The sequence below is a fragment of the Clostridium sp. HBUAS56010 genome (assembly GCF_007115105.1).
In the GTDB taxonomy this organism is placed as follows: Bacteria; Bacillota; Clostridia; order Lachnospirales; family Lachnospiraceae; genus Lacrimispora.
Genome location: NZ_SULJ01000004.1, coordinates 103,632 through 122,323 on the forward strand (window position 1 = coordinate 103,632; position 18,692 = coordinate 122,323).

Consider the following 18,692-nt stretch of genomic DNA (forward strand, 5'->3'; position numbering starts at 1 on the left):
CATCTCCTTTCTCTATTCTTTGCATTGTTAATCCTATTTTAATCTGGAGTTTTTCATGTCTGTAATAAACATATGTCCGGGAGCATGGGTGATTGCAAAGGACGGCCGGCTGTTCATGACCACTGCCTGAGGCGTTACACCGCAAGGCCAGAACAAAGGAACTTCCCCTTCTTTTATTGTGACAGAATCTCCATAGTCCGGGCGGCTGATATCCTTGATCCCAAGGACTTCTGGATAGCCGATCTGTATGGGAGCACCGTGAACCTTTGGCATTGCTCCTGTGATGGCAACTGCCTCCGGCACCTGATGATGGGGAATTGGTCTCATACTGACCACCATGTTTCCAGAGAACATTCCGGCAGGAACACACGGGATATTTGTATTATACATGGGAACATTCACCCCTTCTTCCAACTGCCTTACCGGAATGTCCGCTTCCAAAAGCTCTGCCTCAAACGTAAAACTGCAGCCAATTAAGAAACTAACCAGTTTTCCTTTTGTCTTCTGGTATTCATCAAAAAGCTCTGATACGTCCGTGGATTCTCTGGTATAAACCCCATCTTCATAAATCCGGTATCTGGGAATATCGGTTGTTAAGTCACTGCCCTTTGCTGTCAGGGAAAATGTCCTGCTGCCTGCATCGGATACTTCAAGTAAAGGACAGGACCTTGGATTTCTCTGACAAAACAAAAGAAAATCATATGCCAGTTTCTCTGGAAGAATAACCAGATTTCCCTGCACATATCCCTTGCACATGCCTGTGGTCGGCTCCTTTATAATCCCCTTTCTGATCAGGCGCCTTACTTCTTCTGGTTTATAACCTGCCATATCCATATAGATTCCTCCCTTTTCATGGTGATTTTCTGTTACTGGCTTATCCTGTGCTTTAACTTTTCTTTGAAGCCGAGGAATTTCTCTTCTTCCTTACGCCTTATCTCCACTGCCTTTGCCGGGGAAACAAACTGAAATGTCACATGATCTCCTGGCCGCATCTGGGCAAGAGCAGAAACATCGGTGCTGATTACAGTCGCAATCTTGGCATAACTGCCGGTTGTCTGATGATCTGCCATCATGACCATTGGAACCCCCGAAGCTGTTATCTGCACAGAGCCTTCCGAAATTCCATCTGAAATAATATCGGCTCCCTGTTTCATTCCAATCAGAGGTCCTTCCAGTCTGCACGCCATCCGGTCACAATCACTGGAAAGCCGGAAGGGAGACTTTATGAAAGTTTCTTTTCCTTCCCTGGTAAAGGCATCTTCCTGAGGTCCTTCTACCGCCCTTAAAAGAACATATCCCGTTGCTGCGTAAAAACGGTAAGGAGTCGAAGGTCTTCTGAGCCAGCCTTTCTTTTCGTCAACGGAAAACCATGTTTCTCTGCCTTTTAATACTTCCAGAAAAGAGTTCACCTGCTCTGGAGTATTTCCCGTATCCAAATGGTCTAAAGCCTTAAGAGGACGTCCTTTTAACCCACCCAGTCCGCATTTTAAGTTGGTGGACCGGCTTCCCATAACAAGAGGAACCTCAATTCCCCCATAAAGTCCCATATAGGTTCTAAGCCCTGATTGGGCATACTGAAATTTCAGCCGGTCACCTGCCTGGGCTGTTACCATACGATACATGGAAATGGGCTGTCCGTTTAAGGAAGGACGCATATCCGCACCGGTTAAGGCAAAGATTTCCGGAGAAGTAAAGCAGATCTCCCCACCGAAAAAGGTTAATTCGATTCCGGCGCACTGCTTTGACTCTTCCAGATTGCCTGCAAGCAGATTGGCAAGCCTTAAAGAATATTTGTCACATGCTCCGCTTTCCTGAACTCCCTGGCTTTGATATCCGGTTCTTCCCCAGTCCTGTATGGTAGATAAAGAACCTGGTGAAACAATCTCCAGCCCCATATTTACCACCTCGCTTCCTTTTCTGCCTGCTGGAACTCTTTGGGACTGATCGGACAAAACCTTATGCTGTCTCCAGCCTCATAAGGCATCTTAAGCCCATTGTTCCACTGAAAAAGCTTCCATGGAGTTCTTCCGATCAACTGCCAGCCTCCTGGAGAATCCACGGGATAGATTCCAGTCTGCTCTCCTCCGATTCCCACACTTCCTGCTGGAATTAAGGTTCTCGGCACATTTAACCGGGGAGTCATAATTCTCTCATCCATTCCCCCAAGATAGGGAAATCCAGGCAGAAACCCCAGCATATAAATTCTGTAATCTCTGCCGGAATGAATCTCAATGACCTCTTCTTCCTTTAATCCGGCACGCTCCGCCACATAACTTAGATCTGGTCCATATTCTCCTCCATAGCATACGGGAATGGAAATTACGTTTCCAGAAGAACTCTTTTCCTCCCAGACAGCAGGAGAAACGGTTTTTAAAAATTCAGCAACTGACTCAAAATCAGTGATCAGGGGATCATAATAGACCAATAAAGAACAAAAAGCAGGTACCGTTTCTACAATTCCCTCCATAGGGAAGGCTGCAATTCTTTGATTCAGCTCCATGACCTTTCGGTTCACTGATTCACTGATGGTTTTTCCCATTTCTGCCAGAACTGCACGATCTCCTACTGCTTTTATTTTCATGTTCCTTATCCCCTTTCTTTAAAAAATCCCTTTTCTATCACTGGCTGAAACCAATGCTCTGAATGATAGGAGCAGCAGACTGCGTAAGTGGTGCACTGACGCATGAGACTGACAATTCCTGTGTTCAGGGCGATATCAAATCCATCAATTCCAGGAAGAAGAGAACCTGTCATATCTACAAGTCCGCACCGGGAAGCGGCACGCATTAACTCTCCTTCCATCTCTTCCCGGTGAAGAATCTCCATATCCCTTTTTAAGTATGCAAGAGCCGCCATCAGGGCATAACAGCCCCAGTCCGAACAGGTGGCAGTGATCACATGGTCCGCTCTGCTTGCAGCAAGAATTCCGCCTTTGCAGCCGCAGATGCACTCGCCCTTCCCGGTAAAAGGCACATAGCGGGTAATATGCTCCCCAATGGTTCCCATCCCAATCTCATTGCCCAGATCTCCAATTGCAATGTTTAAAATTCCTTTTTTACGGAGCATCTCCCATAAAATATCGCTTTTTGCTTCCAGGTCTGAAACATCTTTTCCCACTGCATTGTGATAAATACCATAACAATTGGCACCAGGTGCTTCTACAGATATCACTGCAGAAGGCAGAGCTTTTTCCATCAGCCATTCTCCATCAATTTTAGCTCTTAATGAATTTTTTGTAAAGGAAAGGACTCCCATACTGTGAGGAAATTCTCTTACGGCATCCACATCTTCATAAATATGCAGTCCCACCACTCCGGCACATTTTTTTACAGGTTCCACACATTCCTCAGGGCACACAATAACGGGTTTTGCCCCAAACGCCAGCACCAGGGATCTTGCTAACAGCAAAGAGCTTACCATTCCATCCATCTCCGGATCTTTGTGGGGAAGTAAGATAAATCCGGTGAGAATATAGACCAGATCGCCATCTTTAACCGTTTCACATAACCGTTCTGCTGCTGCCATGGCAAGAGGTTCTCCCATGGCACTCCGGCTTCCTGCATACAGAATCCGGCATACCCCATATCCTCTGGGATCAAGATTCATCAGGGCATCCAGATTCTCTGCCACATTCCTTTTTTCCAGTTCTTTTCGATTCATATCATTCCCTCCGGTATCTTCCATGATTTTCAGTCTCAATCAGTCAAAGAGACTCTCCTTTTCCGTATAAGAAAGATATTCTTTGATCACTTCATCCTGGATCTTTTTTAAAGTCACCGGATCTTTTCCTCCTGCTGGTACGCCATCAATCTCATTGGCATGCAGGCAGAAGTTAGAAGAAGAGGTTACAATGATTTCATCTGCTTCCATTAACTGTGTCAAGGAAAATGCTTCTTCCATTACCTGGATTCCAAGCTTATAACAGGCTGCAATCATATGAGTTTTTGAGATTCCACGCAGAATGAACTGGTCGTTGGGGTGGGAGTAAAAGACCCCGTCTTTTAAAATGGACACATTGCTGTGAGCACACTCTGTAACCACGTTACCCCTGTGAAAAATAGTTTCATCCGCCCCGGCTTTCTTTGCCTTCTGAGATGCCATAACGGAAGGAATTAGATTTAAGGTTTTTATGTTGCAATGAAAAAAACGGGTATCTTCCATGGTAATCAAGGATATGGGAACCTCCGGATCTTTCAACCGGTTCGGACGGATCATGACCCACAGCTTTCCAGTCATCTCGTCACTGTATACATGATTCCGCTCACCAGCCCCTCTGGTAACCTGCCAGTATACAAAGTGAGTTTCCCCCTCCACCATTTTCAAAAGACTTGTCAATAGCTCTCCAAGCTCCTTCTTTTCCATGGGAATCTTAATGTCCAGAGCCTTTGCGCTGGAATAAAACCGATCCAGATGATCCTGCAAAAGATAGACTCTGTGATTCCCTCCAACAGTGGCGTCATAAACCCCATCTCCAAAGAAATGAACCCGGTCCTGAAATGGGATTAACAATTCCTCCGGTGTTCCAATTGTTCCATCATAATAAGCCAGTTCTTTCATATGCTCCTCCTATTGTCCAAGATACGCTTTTTTCACCCGCACATCTTTTAATAAATCACCTGCATTTCCTTCCATGGTGATCTTACCTGTTTCCATGACATATGCACGGTTCGAAATGGATAATGCCATTTTTGCATTCTGCTCCACTAAAAGAATGGTAATGCCGTTTTTGTTTACCTCTTTGATAATGGAAAAAATCTCTTTTACCAGCAGGGGAGACAGTCCCATAGAAGGTTCATCCATTAAGATCATCTTTGGTTTTGCCATAAGCGCCCTGCCTACGGCAAGCATCTGCTGCTCGCCGCCTGATAAGGTTCCTGCAAGCTGTTTTTTCCTCTCTTTTAATCTGGCAAACCGGTCATAAACCTGCATCATGGTGGTTTCCATTCCTCTGGTATCAGTAAATGCTCCCATTTCCAGATTTTCCTCCACTGTCATCTGAGGAAAGATGTGCCTTCCTTCCGGAACATGTGCCAGTTTCAGGCAGATGATTTTACTTGGTTCTGTCTTTCTTAAATCGGTTTCGTCAAAAAGGATTTCCCCCTGATCCGCCTTAATCAATCCGGTAATGGTTCTAAGTATGGTGGTTTTTCCAGCCCCGTTTGCACCAATTAAGGATACAATCTCCCCCTCATGTACTTCTAAAGAAACGCCATGTATGGCTTTTACCACCCCATATGACACTTCCAGATCGTTTACTTTAAGCATCCTGTTATTCCTCCTCTTTTCCAAGATAGGCTTCAATGACCCGTTCATTGGCGGCAATCTCTTCTGGAGTTCCAGAAGCAATGGTGGTTCCAAAATCAAGCACCTTAATCCGCTCACAGATCTTCATAACCAGGCTCATATCATGTTCGATGAGAAGAACAGAAATGCCGAATTCTCTTCGGATATAGTTGATAATCTCCAAAAGTTCCTCTGTTTCTGTGGGATTCATTCCAGCCGCCGGTTCATCCAGAAGAAGAAGCTTCATATTGGTAGCAAGAGCTCTGGCAATCTCCAGCCGGCGCTGCTGTCCGTAAGGAAGATTGCCTGCCTGCAAGTCTTCGGTTCCGGTTAAATGGACCATTTCCAAAAGTTCCTTTGCCCGTTTCGTAAGATTTGTTTCCTGCTCCCAATATTTTGGCGTGCGGAACACTGCATGGAACAGGCTGTAGGCACCTTTCGTGTTCATCGCACATTTAATATTGTCAATTACAGACATTTTCTTGAATAACCGAATATTCTGAAATGTTCTGGCAATACCTGCTTCTACAATCTGGTGAGTTTTTTTTCCGTTCATTCTCTCCCCGTTTAAATAAAAGGACCCTTCCGTAGGACGGTACACTCCGGTGATTAAATTAAAGATGGTGGTCTTTCCTGCACCATTGGGGCCGATCAGACCAACTAATTCCGCTTCTCCGATTTCCAGATCAAATCCATTTACTGCCTTTAATCCTCCAAACTGGATTCCCAGATTTTCAGCCAGCAGTACGGGAGTCTTTTTTTCCAACTGTTCCATTTTTACCTCCCTCCCTTTTCTCTGCTCTTATTGGCTTTCAACCCTTTCTTTCCCCCTGTCAGACGTTTCAACAGACGGGTCAGGGAAAATTCCCAGGTTCCAAAGATTCCGCCTGGCTTAAAGATCATAACGAGCACCAGAACTACGGAGTAAACAAGCATACGGTACTGGGAAAACTGGCGGGTCATCTCAGGCAGAGAGGACAGGAATGCAGCTCCTATAATTGAACCAGTAAGAGAGCCGGTTCCTCCGATAATTACTTCCGATAACAGTTCCGCAGAGTACATGAAATTAAAATTAGTAGGAATCATGGCAGTCATGTAATGCGCGTAAATTCCTCCTCCCACACCTGCAAAAAATGCAGCAACCGTAAAAGTCAGCACTTTATAATAGGTAACATTAATTCCTGATGCACTGGCAGCAATGTAGTCTTCCCGGATGGCTTTGACCGTCCTTCCAAACCTGCTTCGTACATACATATACATCACGCCTACACAGATTGCCATAATCCAGTAACTCCAATAAAAATCAGACAGCTTTAAGATTCCGCTCATGGTCTTTCCGCCTCCTGTAATGGCAAAGTTACAAAAACAGACCCGTATAATCTCCGCAAATGCCACTGTAACAATGGCAAGATAATCGCCTCGCAGCCGGAGGGCAGGAATACCTACTAAAACTCCGGTAATTCCTGCTGCAATACCGCCTGCCAGAAGTGCAAGTATAAACAGGGGGAAATCCGGAATTCCTCTTCCTGCAAGAGCATTGGATACAATGGCGGAAGTATAGGCTCCCACAGACACAAAGCCTGCATGACCCAAAGAGAATTCTCCCATACACCCTACTACCAGATTCAGGGAAGCAACCATGACAATGGTGTAACAGGCTGTGGTGGCAATCCCTTTCATATACTGGGTAGAGGCTCCCAGTATTTTGGATTCAAAAAGAAATACAAACAGAAAAAACACTGCCAGCACGCCCAGAATATTAATGATGTAAGAAACTTTATATCGTCGTTCCATGGCCCACCCCCTAAACTTTCTCGCCCACATTCTTACCCAGAATGCCAGACGGTTTTACCAAAAGTATAACAATTAAAATTCCATAAGTAATTGCCTCATACCAGCCAGGTGCAAACAGCTTTACAAATATTTCAATGAGACCTACTAAAATACCGCCTAACATGGCTCCCGGAATGATTCCGATCCCACCAAGCACTGCTGCAATAAATGCCTTTAATCCCATCATGGAACCCATATCATTGGTTACTCTCGGATATCTGGTGCAGTACATCAGTGCTGCAACCGCTGCCAGAGTGGAACCAATGGCAAAGGTGATGGTAATGACCTTATTGACGTTAATCCCGGATAAAATGGAGGCATCCACATCCTGGGGAACTGCCCGCATCGCCTTTCCCATTCTGGTTTTCTTAATAAAAAGCTGCAGCCCTGCCATCATGGCAATTCCTATTCCTATGGTTAAAAGCACATTGAGGGGAAGGGATGCACCCAGTATATTCACCGTTGGAAAATCAAAGATCTTCTGGATGTTCTGGGGTTTTGCCCCAAACAGCACCATGGCAAGGTTTTCTAAAAAAAGGCTCATGGCAAGGGCTGTAATAAGGGCAGACATGGAACCCGCTTTGCGGACCGGCTTATATGCCACAATTTCAACCACAACTCCCACCGACGCACAGACAAGCATTGCCAAAAAGACTGACAGCCACGGAGGCATTCCGGCATTTATCATCAAGGGGATGGTATAAAATAAGGTGTATGCTCCAATCATGATAAAATCCCCGTGGGCAAAGTTTATCATGCGGATGATTCCATAAACCATGGTATAACCAAGAGCAATCAATGCGTATATGGCTCCCTGATTCAAGCCGTTAATCAGACTCTGGAAAAATAGCGAAAATGTCATAAGGGTTTTTCCTTTCTCTTTCAAAAAGGAAAATGTGCACCAAAGACGCTTCCGCCTTTTTTGCACATCTCCTGATTGTGTTTACTCTGTTATTTCTTTGTGCCTTCCGGCGAAAGAGTCATGAGCCACTTCACTTTGCCATCTTCATAGGTATTAATGGCCACTGATTTTTCAGGATCTCCATTTTCATCAATCGTAAAGGTTCCGCCCACTCCGGTAAAGGTCATTCCTGTCATCCCTTTTACCAGAGATGCCGTATCATTTCCGCCCCCATTTTTTGCTGCTTCTATCAGCATGTAAATAGCATCATAATAAAGGGCTGCACAGGCATTTAAGCTTTCAGAACCATATTTCTCTGTATACTTTGATACGAAGTTTGAAACTTCCGGTGCCGTATCCTCAGAAGAATAATGATTGGTAAAGTAACAGTTTTCAAATGGTTCTTCAAATCCCTTTGTATCGGCTCCATCCCAGCCGTCGCCTCCCATAATCGCACCGTCAAAACCGGAATCTCTTGCTGCACCGACTAAGAGGGGAACTGTATCAAGGAATGCCGGGTAAAACAGAAAATCTGATCCCTTTGCCACAACCTGGGACGTCTGGGAAGAAAAATCCGTATCTTTGGTGGTACATTCCCCTACATAAACCACTTCAATGCCATTTTCTTCGGCATTTTCTATAAAGGCATCTTTCAACCCATTGGAATAATCATCGTCCTTTGCATAGATAACAGCGGCTTTCTTCCAGCCCTTTTCCTTGGCAAACTGAGCTGCCATCTTGCCCTGATAGGGATCAATGAAGCAATCTCTAAAGATGGTTGGACCTTTTAAGGTAATGTCTTTATTGGTTGCTCCTGTTGCAACCAAAAGCATGTTATCCTTTGATGCCTGTTCTGCCATTGGCAAGGTTACCGAAGAGAAAAAGCTTCCTACCACCGCATCCGGACTTTCTTTCATCAGACTGTTATAAGCATTAATCGTCTGTTTGGCATCGCTGGCATCATCTGCCATCTTTCCCCCGTTGATGATCTCCACCTTATATTCAGAATCACTGGCATTGATCTCTTCCGCCGCCATGGCAATGGCATTTTGTGCTCCCTCGCCGTAGATGGCAGAGCCTCCGGTTACGGGACCAATAACCCCCACCTTAATGGTCTTTCCATCAGAAGCAGTCTTTGTCTCGGGAACAGCCCCCTTGCTCACAGAACTTTGCTGGGCTGATGAACCACAGCCAATGAGAAAACTGGCGGATACTACCGCAGTCAGGACAAGAAAACATAATCTTTTTTTCATATTCGGTTCCTCCTCTTACTTTTCTTCATTCAAACAGTCCGGGAAACAAAAAAGAAGCTTTCCCACAGTAATACAGGGGAAAACTTCCTCGTTCTCCATTCAATCCGGGGCTGGCCGAAAAGACCGCCCAAAGACGAAAAGAGCCGCAACCGTAGCTTCACGGTTGAGACTCCTTTGTTCTCTTGTTTGATATGTTGGGTGAATTATAGCATCTGTGTTCTCAAAACACAATAGTTTTTTTCAAATCTTCTGATTTTTTATTTTTTTAGCCCATTACCGGATATCGTACTGGTCATTCTGGCTGTCATTTGGTCCATCAATGGAAATCTCCACATCTTTCCAGTTCATGTGTTTCACTCCCTGAATTCTTCCCAGTTCCTTTGCCTGAATCTTCACATGGTCAAAGGTAACCTGTTCCATTGGCTTTTCCGGAAATGCGTCAATCTCAAACGCTCTGGAAGGTCCCTGGTAATCCGGCTCATTGACAGACGTTACATTGCGGATGGTAATATTTTTAACCTTGGGAATTCCCGTCTCTTTTTCTACGTTCTGGGTCAGGGTCTTCCAGTGTTCTGGAATCTCACCTTCATAATCTTCTGGCAGCCGACAGTAACTATAGGCTGGATGCCAGTTTAAACACATGCTGAAAGGATACTTTACATTAACCATCTCAAGATTCTCCACCAGCACATCCTCAATAAGCCCGCCTCTGGTTTTTGCAGATTTCATACGGAAACCGCAGTCCGTATTATGGTATTTCAGATCCCGGATCACAATATTTTTTGCTCCCCCGGAAGTCTCACTTCCTATGGTGACTCCTGCTCCGGTTAAAATCTCACAATCTCTTATGACCACATCCTCACAGATTCTGTTTACCCGAAGTCCGTCTGCATCCCTGCCGGATTTGATACAGATGCTGTCATCGTTGCATGCCACTTTGCAGTGCTCCACAACAACATGACGGCAGGAATCAATATCAATCCCATCGGTACTTGGTCCTTCATTGTCATGAATATAAAGCCCGTTTACATGGACATGCTCTGAATAACATAGATGAATGTTCCAGAAGCCGGAACGAAGGCTTTCAAACCCGGAAAGCTCAATATCCTGGCTTTCCATCACCACCATATTGCGGACCCTTGCACAGTCGTAATCCACACACCACCGGAGATTCTTTGCATCGTATTCTTTTCTCATTCCGCCTTTTTGGTCCTGTCCCCAGTACTTGTTCCACCAGTAAGGCCCCTGACCGTCAATCGCACCCTTTCCCGTAACCTTCACATCTTTCTGGCCATTGATATTGAGTATGGCGGCAGGCCAGTCCATCTCAATTCCAGCCACACGGGTGCGGATTACCGGATACCGGCTCTCCTCTGTGGTTCCAAGAAGCACAGCCCCTTCTTCCATATGAAGTTCCATATGGCTTCCTAAAAATAAAGAACTGGTCAGATAAGTTCCTGCCGGAAGGAGCACCGTTGTCCTCTGACTTTCTGATGCCTGTGCCGCTGCCGCATCAAAGGCGGTCTGCAGGGCTTTGGTATCCAGTGTTATTCCATCAGCTGCTGCCCCATATTCTTTTACATTAAAAATCAAGTTCATCGTAAACCTCCTTCATCTTCTCCACTTCCATTCCTGCAAGCAGGACAATTCCGGTTCCATGGGTATCATTTAAATTCCACCCCAGATCCCTGGCATAATATTCTTTGCTGAAGGAATACCCGGACCCTCTGCAGACTCCGTAAATATTGCCCTTCCAGTCAATCGCCTTTAAACAGAGTGCCTCCCAGCCTTTTAAGGCGGCTTCTTCATAAATTGCTTTCTCTGACAGCCAGCCGCAGCGCACTCCTCTTGCAAAACCATAGATAAACATTGCCGTACAGGAAGTTTCTTCATAGGAATCAGGGAATGTAAGAACCTGATGCCACATTCCATCTGCTCCCTGAAGTTTTACATATCCTCCGCACAGCTTTCGAAAGATGGCAAGAACCTCTTCCCTTCCTTTAAAATCAGCGGGCAAAACAGCTAAAAGTTCCGAAACGGAAAATAGCACCCAGCCATTTCCCCGTCCCCAGGGTACCTTTGTCTGCACCTTATAATGGGTATCATAGATATGGGACATAATTTCAAGCTCCGGCATGTAAAGATACGAAAAAAAATTCTTCACCTGTTTTACTGCATCCTCCAGGTAGATGGTTTCCCCGCTTCTTTCATAACACCGGCATAAAAAAGGAATGCTCATATACAGATCGTCTGCCCAGAGAGTCTGATTCATAATGGGCATATAGGAATGATTGCGGTAAAAAGTACCATCAGGCAGTCTTTGCTGTCTGTTCTGTACAAAATCTGCAATCTGGTCCGCAATCTCATCACCTTTGCCAATCTTTTGATCCTTCATCACCTCTAAAAGTGCAGAGGCAAAGGAACCGCAGTCATCCAGACTGTCCACGGTAGTAAGCTGGTTATGGAAAGGAGCTGCGCCATAAACCGACTTGTCCCACATGCAGTAATCGTAAAATCCGGTGCATTTTCTCATATGACCTGCCACATAGTCAGCCAGACTGTCATCCTTTAACAGTCTGGCAGTCTGGATCAGTCCATAAAGAGTAACGCCAAGGGGATAATTCCATTCTCCATACAGCACCCCTTCATTAAAAGGACGGATTGCTGTATCCGGCAGATCTGCCAGCCAGAACGCTTCTCCATCCATGGTTTTTACAGGAATCTGAAATGTCAGAAGGGCTTTTATATCCGGTTCTTCTCCTGCTTCAAAAGGACCGGCATAGAGCCAGGGCAGTTCCTTTTTTCGTTCCATATTTACAGGACTGAGAAAACAAAGCTCCCCTCCCCCTTCCGCTTTTAAAACCGGAGATACCTCCCAGCCGTAAAATGCAAGAGTATGATATCCCCCTGTAAGGTTCAGAGGAATATCATAACTACCAGAAAGCTCCTGTTCTTTTTCCCCATCAACATATAAAACTGCCGGATCTGTTCCTGTTCCCGAAAGAAAATACGTTCCTTGGGAAGGAATAAACACAGAGGTTACAGACAGAATACGCAGGGACCGGGCATGTGATTGCTCCTTATAAAATATCCGGCTGACAGGAGATAAGGACTGCTCCTTGTCCTTCCATTTATTTTGAGGATACCAGGTTATGGGGAAGTCTTCCTCTTTCTCATAAAGATCTGGAATCCGGTATGCTTTTGATTTCACGGGTCCGCTGTAGATGAAGCCGCTGTAATCTTTGTGCTCTCTGGTTGGACCAAAAAACTGAATCCTTCTGCCTTTATAGGAACTGCTTCCAATGGTAAATCCACAGCCCAGGGGAGTTGCAATGCACTCAAAAAACAAACTGTTATCCCCTTCCACAAGTTCCAGACAGACATCGGACAACTGGTCCGGGAAACGTTCCTGTTCGTGGCTGGTGCGAAACGCTGCAATTCCATTGACATAAATGGTCACCGGACCAAACGCACTGAACCGGAAATGAAACGGTCCTTTTTGAGAAACCCGGAGTCTTGCCCAGGCAAATGCGTAAGACTCCAGTTCTATTTGCGGAAACTTTTCATGAAATTTTATTTCTTCCATATATGTTTCCGAGATATGAAAGTTATTTCTGCTTCTTAAATAATACTGAACCGGCACCGGCGGATTGTCAGACACAAACCTGTCTGCAATGGTACGGAGCACGCTCCTGCCACTTCCCAGCCGGCAGCCGATGCTTTCCTCCTTAGGAAAATACTCACTCATGGGAATCTCCTCTTCTGTCCCTATGGGGTTATTGGAACAAGCTTATGAGCTTCATAATCAAAATAGGTGCCGTCAAGCATGTTGCCCAGGGTGTTGGTGACGGAAACCCTGATCACATTATCTTTTTCTTTGAAACAGGTGCCGGAACACAGCCACACATAGGGGGTAAACGCTTTTACTCCCAGGCTGGTTCCATTAACAGATACCTGGATACAATCGTATACAGGTGTGTCAAAGCAAAGTCTTACCTCCACAGCGTCCTCTTCCTTGCTCCATGGTTCCCCTGATAATTCTGAAAGGTCAAAGTTCTTTTCATAATCCATGGTTCCGCTGTAATAAGGAAATCCACTGCAAAATACCTGATCAGGCTCTCCCTGTTTGGGCATGGCGATGAGCACCGGCTCTTGTAAATGACTTTTTACCCCAAAATCCCCCCACAGATAAAACGGGTCCCTTAACCCCTCCTCATCTTTTCCAATCTGGGCTGTAATCTCGATCACATTCTCCCCAAGATGGAGCAGAGAGTGGATTTTGGCTGCACGGTTATTCTGGTCATTGACCCATACCGGGGAAAATGCCTGTTTCTCTAAAAGCGTTCCATTAATCCGGATCTCATGTTCTCCTGCCACTGTTTCCCGGTCCATCAAAAGGAAAATCTGGTCCGGAAAAACTTCTGCAGTAAATGTAGTCCGATACCAGCAGGTGAGGGGGTAAGAGGGGGTTATTTTTCTTGGTGTACCAAAAGTACCGCTTAAAGTCAGATGGCTTCCCCTTAAAATCTCCGTATCCCTGCACTGCTCAATAAAGGTCTTCACCTCTGCCTGTTTCCAGTTCTCATGATCTAAAGACATGGAAACGTTGGCAAACCTGTACAGATTTTTACCCTGCGGCGTCACATTCCAGGTTCCTTTCATGGGAATCGTAAGAAGTTTTTTTATAGCCTCTTTCCTGGTTTCCTCTTCCGTCTCTCCAAACGTGATCTTGACCCAGCGGCTCTCATATCCTTCCAGGTTGATAAAACCGTTGCCTTCTGTAAAATCAGCCGGTCTTGTCATGCCGGTTTCCAGATCAAAAAACTCTGCCTTTTTTATATGCTGTCCGCATCGGATGCCGACTTTCATGGGTTTCTTCCCCTGATTGGCTGTAAATACAAACAGATTTCCTTCTCCATCCACTCTGGTACAGCCTGTAAAGTCTTTCTCCGCTCCCGAAACAATCTGTATGGAAGCAGCCTGATCTATATGAGAGCGGCAAAGCGTTACCAGTTCCTCTTCCTTCTTCTCCTGTGACAGCCGGTAAGTACCTGGCTGTTCAAATAACTGGTTCCATTTCTCTAAAGTAACAGAATCCTCTTCCTCTTTCTCAATGGAAACCGAAGGGGTCTGCCCCATGGCAATCACACAACCGCCCTGGCTTACAAACTCTTTTAGAATCTCTCTGGCTTCCCGTTCCATGCAGTGGCATTCCGGTAAAATAAGAACGGTATAAGATGCCCTTCCAATGGTAATGACTCCATTCTTCACAGAAGCTTCTCTTAAAATCTCTGTATCCAGATGGTCATAATCCAACTGATGGAACAAAAGCGCTTTGCACAAGGAAACCCAGCCCTCTCGGATGGCTTCACATTCCAGCTTCTCATGGGAAGATTCCCCTTTGTAGTGGAAAGACTGGAACGGATTCCCCAGTCTGGTCCACATGGCTGCTACCGGGTCTAACACCGCAATCTTAATATCTGCTTCTGTATTGGAAAGTATCATTCCCATTCGCCCGGTATAATCTGCCAGCTTTTTATAATGCTTCCAGTAAGGATTCTGGAGAAACTGGGATGGTGGTGCATCGTGCTTGGTAATATCTGCAATGGTATAATAAAAGGCATGGAAATTGTAAAAATTAATTCCGCTGCTTCCCAGCCGGTCAATCATCCATTTGGCATCCTGCATGGTCATAGTCCAGCCAACACTGTGGAAACTTTCAATCATGGCATATTTTTTATCCAACTGTCTGGCAAGGGAACTGACTGCTTTCGCATTGCTTCTGTAACTTCCTATGTATTCATCATAGATCCATTCCAAAGGTTTTCCAAGCTTTTCATGGGCTGTGTCTCCGCCTATGATATCACTGTATCTCTGGGTGCTCATGCGCATGGAAGGCACTTCTGTTGCATAAAGCAGCTTATGGCTCTTACACCAGTCCGCCACCTGCTTATGATAGCTTTTCACAAATATCTCATGAACTGTCTGAAAGAAATCATACCGAATCCGGAACGCATCTGGAAATGTCTCATCATGAAGTGCCGGAAGGGAGGATAACAGGGAGTAATGGTTCCTTTTCTCAAATTCTCCAGGCAGAAGCTTTGACCATGGAATGGGTCCAAGCATCCCCACTTCATCGGAGAACAGCCCCCGTATGCCAGTACCAAACTGACTGCCTGATGCCTTCTCATACCGTTCATGGGTTGTCTTTAAAAAGGTTCTGACTGCCTCTGGATTACAGGGATCAAAAAATCCTCCGTAATATTTAAAATCCCCCAACGCCTTTTCCGTATAAATCTCCAGCCTCCACTCTCCGAAAGGAAGGGTTCCCTTTAAAATCTTTTTGGGCCCATAGGAAAAGAAACGTTTGCTGTTATATCTGGTCAGACCGCTTTCCTGATAGATCTTTTCTGTCTGTAGATTGCCTGCCCAGTCGCTGATGTCCATTCCCTGCTTCCAATCTGTTGTGCCGTCCTGGAGCAGGGGATATGCCCTGGCATGAAGAATCCGGCTGAAATCCAGTTCTTCCAGGAAGTCTTCTCCCCCTTTTACAAAGACTGACCGGTGCCGGAGCACCCTATGTTCTGCCTCGGGATGCTCTAAAAGCACCTCCCCGCCGCTCATCCCGCTGGGATAAGGATATTCATCGTAAAGCCAAGCTTCTAATCCCTGACGCTTTGCTTCCTCACAGGCATAATCCACCAGTTCAAACCATTCTTTTGACAGATAAGGCAGTGTCATCCCCTGTCTTGCACAGATAAACACGCCGCCCAGCCCCTTTTCCCCCATTTCCTTGATCTGATGGCTGATCTCCTCTTTTGTCATCTCTCCATTCCAGAACCAGAACGGTTTAATCCGGTACTCTGACGGAGGATTTTGAAACGCTTCCATGAACTCCATATGCTTCTCCTTTTATTTTTTTAATCCCTCGTAAGAGGCATTTACCTGCTCAATTACTTTTTCTCCCCCACTCTTTGACCACAGGTCCCACTGGGATTTTAACTGTGTTTCATCAATCTGTCCCACAATATACTGGATTCTTGCATCTTCAATAATTTTGTCCAAAGCCACTCCATTTTTAATATATTCCTCTGAGTCTCCCAGAATACCGGCTGCCGGGTTAGATACGGCATATGCCTCGTTTTCTTCAATGGTTTCCTGCTGTTTTTCGTAAAAAGGAGTTTCATTCAAAGTTACAAAAGGGTCTGTATTAGGGGCATATTCGGTATAAGAAACCAACTGGTTCATTGCCTGATACTCCTGATTTAATGTGGCATCATGACTTCTGGTAACTCTGCCGTCTTCGCCAACTGTGTAATGCACATCTTTTAACCCGTAATTAGCTACAGTCATCATGGCTTCATCATTCATCTTATCCAAAAAGTCCAGACATCTGCGGACATCTTCCTCGGTCTTTGCCGCTTTTGTAATAACAAAGAATCCCTGACAGCCTAACGTTGCCATTGTCTTTTTATCGGACTGACTGTCTGCCTGAATTGCTCCCACAAAATCCATCTCTGGTCCACTGATGTTCTGGTTCTGGAAATAATCCATGACCCGGCGTCCATCATCCAGGGCATCTACCATCATACCTGCTTTCTGAGTCTTTAAATCATCTGCTTTTGTAGCTACATCCCTGGTAGGAAAATCTTTTTTAATCAGCCCTTCTTCGCATAATTTTCGAAACCACTGCAGCGCTTCTAAATATTCTTCTGTCTGATGAGCCGGAACCAGCTTTCCATCCCGTTCTCCCCAGCCGTTTGGTGCGCCGAACCAGGTTGACATAATATCCAGTGGAACGGTTGCCTTTGTAAGAGCCAGACCATAGGTGTCATTTTCTCCATTTCCATCCGGATCATCATAGGTAAAGGCACGAAGCATCTGGTATACGTCGTCAATGGTCTGAGGTGCCGAAAGGCCCAATTTATCCGCCCAGTCCTTGCGGTAAGAAAGACCGTTCCGTCCAAGGGCCCGCCCTCTGTATATACCGTAAAGCCTGCCATTAATCCGGATATTGTCATTTACCACTTCTCTGGAATTCTTTAAGTGAGGATAATCCTTTAAGAAAGGCTCCAGATCCCACAAAGCTCCTGCCCGTGCCGCATTGATAATGGCGGGGGATTTTGTCTCGGTTGCAATAATCTGGGGCATATCAGCCCCTCCCCCTGCCAGCACAAGATTAAGCTTGTCCTCATATCCATCCTTTGGGGTCCACATCACATCAAGACTGACATTTGTATAATCTTCCACCATTTTAACAATCTTCTCTCCATTTTCCCCTTTCATGGGATTGCCAAAATGATCGTATGCCATGGCTTTTAAATGGTATCTGCCGTCCTCATCCACGGAACCGGTGACAGTCTTTCCACAACCGGTGATTCCTCCTGCTGTTACAATCATTGCAAGGGCAAGTGCCGCCGCCCGTTTTCCATAATTATATCTGCTCTTCATTTATTTTCCTCCACAATATTATTTCTGTCAATACACCCGGGGCGGTTTTCTTATCCTTTTACCGCTCCTACCATAACACCCTGCTCAAAATATTTCTGCACAAAGGGATAAACACACAAAATCGGAATGGTTGCAGCTACGGTTGCCGCCATTTTCACTGCCTGTTCCGGCGGAACCCCTCCGGCACCAAAGTCAATGGCATTTCCATCTGCACTGGCTCCCTGTGCCAGCAGCACAATCTGGCGCAGAATAATCTGGACCGGAAACTTCCTTGTACTGTTTAAATAGATCAGAGAGTTGAAAAAGTCATTCCAGTGGGACACCGCATAAAATAAACCTACGGAAGCCAGTGCCGGTTTTGATAAGGGCAGCACGATCTTTGCAAAGATTCCTGCATCCGTACAGCCGTCAATTCTTGCTGCTTCCTCCAGTTCTTCCGGAAGTTCCTGAAAAAAGTTCTTCACAATAATCAAGTTAAAGGCGCTGACTGCTCCCGGCAGAATCAGTGCCAGATAGCTGTCTAACAGATGCAGACTCTTCACCACCAGATAGTTTGGTATCATACCACCGGAAAAGAGCATGGTAACAATGATCACATTTAACACCACATTTCTGCCCCTTAACCAGCTTTTTGACAAAGGATACGCCAGTGTGGTAGTAAAAAGCATATTTACAAAGGTTCCTGCTATCATTATGAAGAAGGAATTACCAAGTCCCCGGAAAATTCCTCCGTCAGCCAATATGTACTTGTATGCGTTGGCTGAAAATGTATGGGGAATAATGAAAAAGGACCGTTCCACCAGTTCTTTTTCTGTAGCAAAGGAGCCTGCAATTACATATAGGAAAGGCAGTATGGTAAATGCACCTGCCAGAATACAGATAACGTAAACCAGAACCATGCCAATGGTTTCTCCGGCACTTTTCTTTTTTCTTCTTGTTCTCTGAAACACTGTCAACATATTTTTCCTGCC

Annotated in this window: 15 protein-coding genes; all 15 read right to left on the reverse strand. The window is 45.4% G+C overall.

Features of this window, described 5'->3' with window-relative positions; genetic code table 11:
* Window positions 1-33: 33 nt before the first annotated feature.
* Window positions 34-834 carry a putative hydro-lyase gene (locus FAY33_RS08620; protein ID WP_143320779.1) on the reverse strand — a complete coding sequence of 267 codons (801 nt, stop codon included), beginning with the start codon at window positions 832-834 and terminating at the stop codon, window positions 34-36.
* Window positions 835-866: 32 nt separating this feature from the next.
* The gene (locus FAY33_RS08625) at window positions 867-1,952 is read right to left on the reverse strand and encodes a biotin-dependent carboxyltransferase family protein (RefSeq protein ID WP_185967550.1); all 1,086 of its coding nucleotides are present in this window, start codon (window positions 1,950-1,952) and stop codon (window positions 867-869) included.
* Complete coding sequence (gene pxpB, locus FAY33_RS08630) at window positions 1,898-2,581, reverse strand: 5-oxoprolinase subunit PxpB (RefSeq protein ID WP_143320783.1); 684 nt, start codon at window positions 2,579-2,581, stop codon at window positions 1,898-1,900. The genes FAY33_RS08625 and pxpB overlap by 55 nt, the downstream gene beginning before the upstream one ends.
* A 5-nt stretch (window positions 2,582-2,586) precedes the next feature.
* Window positions 2,587-3,660, reverse strand: coding sequence for a DUF4392 domain-containing protein (locus FAY33_RS08635; protein ID WP_143320784.1), 1,074 nt, complete (start codon window positions 3,658-3,660; stop codon window positions 2,587-2,589).
* A gap of 39 nt (window positions 3,661-3,699) precedes the next feature.
* Window positions 3,700-4,557, reverse strand: a complete 858-nt coding sequence (locus FAY33_RS08640; protein ID WP_143320786.1) for an aminotransferase class IV — start codon at window positions 4,555-4,557, stop codon at window positions 3,700-3,702.
* 9 nt (window positions 4,558-4,566) lie between these two features.
* A complete protein-coding gene (locus FAY33_RS08645) occupies window positions 4,567-5,265 on the reverse strand; it encodes an ABC transporter ATP-binding protein (protein ID WP_143320788.1) in 699 nt (232 codons plus the stop codon).
* Window positions 5,266-5,269: 4 nt separating this feature from the next.
* Entirely contained in the window at window positions 5,270-6,058 is a 789-nt protein-coding gene (locus FAY33_RS08650) for an ABC transporter ATP-binding protein (RefSeq protein WP_143320790.1), read from the reverse strand.
* Window positions 6,059-6,060: 2 nt separating this feature from the next.
* On the reverse strand, window positions 6,061-7,077 hold the full coding sequence (locus tag FAY33_RS08655) for a branched-chain amino acid ABC transporter permease (protein ID WP_185967551.1): 1,017 nt from the start codon (window positions 7,075-7,077) through the stop codon (window positions 6,061-6,063).
* 10 nt (window positions 7,078-7,087) lie between these two features.
* A complete protein-coding gene (locus FAY33_RS08660; protein WP_143320794.1) occupies window positions 7,088-7,978 on the reverse strand; it encodes a branched-chain amino acid ABC transporter permease in 891 nt (296 codons plus the stop codon).
* Window positions 7,979-8,067: 89 nt separating this feature from the next.
* Window positions 8,068-9,270, reverse strand: coding sequence for an ABC transporter substrate-binding protein (locus FAY33_RS08665; protein ID WP_143320796.1), 1,203 nt, complete (start codon window positions 9,268-9,270; stop codon window positions 8,068-8,070).
* Between the two features lie 273 nt (window positions 9,271-9,543).
* Window positions 9,544-10,869 (reverse strand): glycosyl hydrolase family 28 protein, encoded by a 1,326-nt coding sequence (locus FAY33_RS08670; RefSeq protein ID WP_143320798.1) that lies wholly within the window; start codon window positions 10,867-10,869, stop codon window positions 9,544-9,546.
* Window positions 10,853-13,018 (reverse strand): glycoside hydrolase family 88 protein, encoded by a 2,166-nt coding sequence (locus FAY33_RS08675; protein ID WP_143320800.1) that lies wholly within the window; start codon window positions 13,016-13,018, stop codon window positions 10,853-10,855. Before FAY33_RS08675 ends, FAY33_RS08670 begins: the two co-directional genes overlap by 17 nt.
* A 20-nt stretch (window positions 13,019-13,038) precedes the next feature.
* Window positions 13,039-16,170: a glycosyl hydrolase gene (locus tag FAY33_RS08680; protein ID WP_143320802.1), complete on the reverse strand. Its 3,132-nt coding sequence runs from the start codon at window positions 16,168-16,170 to the stop codon at window positions 13,039-13,041.
* Between the two features lie 12 nt (window positions 16,171-16,182).
* Window positions 16,183-17,721, reverse strand: a complete 1,539-nt coding sequence (locus tag FAY33_RS08685) for an extracellular solute-binding protein (protein WP_143320804.1) — start codon at window positions 17,719-17,721, stop codon at window positions 16,183-16,185.
* A 50-nt stretch (window positions 17,722-17,771) separates the two neighbouring features.
* Window positions 17,772-18,680, reverse strand: coding sequence for a carbohydrate ABC transporter permease (locus FAY33_RS08690; RefSeq protein ID WP_143320806.1), 909 nt, complete (start codon window positions 18,678-18,680; stop codon window positions 17,772-17,774).
* Between the last annotated feature and the right edge of the window lie 12 nt (window positions 18,681-18,692).